Raw genomic sequence first — 1,872 nt, 5'->3', positions numbered from 1 at the left:
CACAACCTCTGACACCTTATTCGCGACAGCTGATAAAGATATGTATATAGGTAAACATAAACAATGCGATGTTTAATGAGCTAAAAGTCAGATGCTTAATAAATATATGTTCCTATAGCTGGACATGTTTACAGGCGATAAAAATTAAACGACAGTTTGATCGTCCCAGAAACTTAGTCAACCCCTCCGGCGTTTTTCAAGCTAGCCGAGTCAGTGAACTTCCAAATTTGTATATCTTGAAAACCAATTAGAGGGTTATCAGTTTTTCATTTTCTCAACATCAAACGCTTTATCACGTTGTCATTGCTGATAAAAACATATCGATGAAAACCGTTAGCTGGGTAATCGTTGTCATCTAAATCGCTAGGTCTGCAAGGACTATAATGGGTGTGATTTACGCTAGTTGACTGTTGAACAATCATCGAGAAACGCTGTTACTTTAACGAGATAAAGTGTGCGTTTTCAAGCGTTGGCTTACTTTATACCTCTAATACGTCTGTGGTGAACAATATTTGAACGTTATTGTAAATATATGATTATTTTATTTTTTATATATTTAAACGTGAACCTGATTGTTAATTAAGTCTGAAATCATCCGCCAATTTTGTTAAAATCTATTACTAAGGTGCTATCGAGTATCAAGTTCATAGGGCAGACTGCTCTAATCGAGGATTTATGACGATGAATAAGGACAAATACAGTATAGATAATACCGATTATACTGTTGGGCAAGATAACATCCAAAAATGGGGTTTTGATATACATAATGCGGTTTTTGGGATAAGCGCAGGCTTAATTGCCGCTTTCTTAATCGCAATACTAATTATCGATCCGGCTACATCAAAAGAATTTTTAGATGGTTTAAAATGGCAAATTATTGGCACCTTTGACAGTCTGTTTATGTGGTCAGCTAATATTTTCGTGGTTTTTTGTTTGGCGTTAATCGTTTCTCCTTTCGGTAAAATTCGCTTAGGCGGAGATGACGCAAAAGCTGATTATTCAAGACTTTCTTGGATAGCGATGCTTTTTGCTGCTGGCATGGGTATTGGTTTGATGTTTTGGGGCGTTGCTGAACCTTTAGCCTATTACACTGGTTGGTATGAAACACCATTGAATGTGGTTGCTAATACACCGGAAGCTGCAGAACTCGCACTTGGTGCAACAATGTTCCATTGGGGATTACATCCTTGGTCAATTTATGGCGTGGTAGCGCTGTCTATGGCCTTCTTTGCCTATAACAAAGGTTTGCCGCTTTCTATTCGATCTGCTTTTTATCCAATACTGGGTGACCGCACATGGGGCTGGCCTGGACATATCATTGATATTTTCGCTGTATTAGCTACATTGTTTGGTTTAGCAACCTCATTGGGTTTAGGTGCTCAACAAGCCGCAGCAGGATTCCATCATGTGTTCGGCATTGAAGCAGGCTTAACCTTACAAATCACTATTATTGTAGTGGTTACGATGTTAGCTGTGATCTCTGTAATACGTGGTCTTGAAGGTGGTGTTAAGGTAATTAGTAACATCAATATGTTACTCGCTGTTGCTTTACTCATATTTGTCGCACTTGTTACCTTCGCTGTTTCAATGGGTACAATTCCGACAACGGTGATGGGTTATATAAAGAATATTATTCCATTGAGTAATCCAATAGGCCGAGAAGATGAAGCTTGGATGCACGGTTGGACTGTGTTTTATTGGGCGTGGTGGATTTCATGGTCACCATTTGTAGGTATGTTTATTGCTCGTATCTCACGCGGTCGTACAGTTCGTGAATTTCTTGCCACGGTATTGATTGTGCCTACCGTAGTGACTATTTTATGGATGTCTGTTTTTGGTGGTATCGCCATTGACCAAGTTGTCAATAATGTG

At 39.0% G+C, this 1,872-nt stretch carries 1 protein-coding gene; it reads left to right on the top strand.

The window, feature by feature from the left end; all coding sequences use genetic code 11:
- Positions 1–675: 675 nt before the first annotated feature.
- Positions 676–1,872 (top strand): BCCT family transporter (locus H5202_RS21700; protein WP_182773869.1); only part of this gene is annotated, 1,197 nt, incomplete at its 3' end.

The organism is Shewanella sp. SG41-4 (assembly GCF_014164505.1).
In the GTDB taxonomy this organism is placed as follows: Bacteria; Pseudomonadota; Gammaproteobacteria; order Enterobacterales; family Shewanellaceae; genus Shewanella.
Note: the sequence above shows the minus strand (reverse complement) of the source record. Positions and strands in the feature narration are given on the sequence as shown.